Source organism: Ensifer sp., assembly GCF_035999135.1.
GTDB lineage: Bacteria > Pseudomonadota > Alphaproteobacteria > Rhizobiales > Rhizobiaceae > Ensifer.
Map to the genome: position 1 here is coordinate 1 of NZ_DASYGZ010000194.1, position 1,586 is coordinate 1,586.

Sequence of the window (1,586 nt, forward strand, 5' to 3'; positions counted from 1 at the left end):
TGTTCAAGCCGGATCATCGGCTTTTAGTGGCCCGTCCACGACGAGCCACGACACGGAGGGATCAATGGAAGCATTAATGCCTATCATTACCCAATTGATCGCGGGGGCGGCCGGCGGCAACGCGGCCAGCGCAGTGTTGAAACAGCAGGCATTCGGCGTCGTCGCACGGACCATCGTCGGCGCGATCGGCGGCCTGGGCGGCGGGTTCCTCATCCAGATGCTCGGCGGCGAAGCAGCCGCGACCGGCCTTGCCATGCAAGCCATCGGCGGCCTTGTCGGCGGCGGTGTGCTGAGCGGGATCGTCGGGCAGTTCTTGGGGAAGACCGCCTAACTCTGCGATCATATCCGTAGCAAGACAAAAGGCGGCCGATGGCCGCCTTTTCTGCGTTCGCGATCGCGGCGACGCGCGGCGCTGTCGTTATTCGGCGGCCGCGGCCACCGGATAGACTTCCTTCATGTAATCGTTCATCAGCGTTTCGCAGATCGTCGCCGGCGTGAAGCGATACGGACCGATCTCGGAAACCGGCGTGACCTCGGCGGCCGAACCGGTGAGGAAGCACTCGCTGAAAGTGGACAGCTCTTCCGGCATGATCGCCCGCTCGACAACCTCATACCCGCGGCGCTTGGCAAGTGCGATGACCGTGCGACGGGTGATGCCGTCAAGGAAGCAATCCGGCACCGGCGTGTGAATGACGCCGTCCTTGACGAAGAAGATGTTGGCGCCGGTCGCTTCCGCGACGCGGCCGCGATAGTCGAGCATCATCGCATCGGCATAGCCCTTGGCCTCGGCCGCATGCTTGGAGATGGTGCAGATCATGTAGAGGCCGGCAGCCTTCGATTTCGACGGCGCTGTCTGCGGATCCGGGCGGCGGTATTCGGCGATGTCGAGCCGGATGCCCTTCAGCTTTTCCGCCGGGTTGAAGTAGCTGCCCCATTGCCAGATGGCGATCGCGACATTGATGCGGTTGTTCTGCGCCGAGACGCCCATCATTTCGCTGCCGCGCCACGCGATCGGGCGCACATACGCCTCGGAAAAGCCCTTGCGCTTGAGCAGCTCGACGCTTGCCGCGTCCAGTTCTTCGACCGAATAGGGGATCTTGAAACCGAGGATATCGGCCGACTGGTGCAGGCGCTGGTTGTGTTCGGTCAGCTTGAAAATCCGTCCGCCATAGGCGCGCTCGCCCTCGAACACGGCGCTTGCATAGTGCAGGCCATGGGTCAGCACGTGCACCTTGGCATCCTTCCATGCGACGAACTCGCCGTTGAACCAGATTTCTCCGTCCAACTGATCAAATGGAACCGCTGCCATGGTGTCATCCTCCGGCGCATCCGCGCCATTCTTGGTTGATTATCGTCCCGCTTTCAGTTTATCGGCAAACTGATTGAGGGAAAATTCAATTTCGTGATTTTGGATTTGCGATCGGAACGGCGCAGCATATCCTTTTGAAGGTGTTGCCAACGCCAAATGTCTCGCTTACCGAGCATGAACGCTAATGCTATGGTAAAAATATGTCAACAAAGCTGACATATTTTTTCGAATGTTTCGCAAGCTGCAATCTGGCTGAAAGGAAATGACCGCGTGGCCG

General features: G+C 59.7%; 2 protein-coding genes. One reads left to right on the top strand and one right to left on the bottom strand.

What is annotated here, in order from left to right; genetic code table 11:
- Nucleotides 1-64 precede the first annotated feature (64 nt).
- Nucleotides 65-331: a hypothetical protein gene (locus VGO12_RS25385; protein ID WP_034788698.1), complete on the top strand. Its 267-nt coding sequence runs from the start codon at nt 65-67 to the stop codon at nt 329-331.
- Between the two features lie 87 nt (nt 332-418).
- On the opposite strand, the gene VGO12_RS25390 is transcribed toward VGO12_RS25385, so the two are convergent.
- Nucleotides 419-1,309: a branched-chain amino acid aminotransferase gene (locus tag VGO12_RS25390; RefSeq protein WP_327515495.1), complete on the bottom strand. Its 891-nt coding sequence runs from the start codon at nt 1,307-1,309 to the stop codon at nt 419-421.
- Nucleotides 1,310-1,586: the final 277 nt, after the last annotated feature.

What these genes read in the sequence shown, in the direction of transcription:
- VGO12_RS25385 (WP_034788698.1), top strand. Translation starts at nt 65, where the DNA reads ATGGAAGCATTAATGCCTATCATTACCCAATTGATCGCGGGGGCGGCC.
- VGO12_RS25390 (WP_327515495.1), bottom strand. Translation starts at nt 1,309, where the DNA reads ATGGCAGCGGTTCCATTTGATCAGTTGGACGGAGAAATCTGGTTCAAC.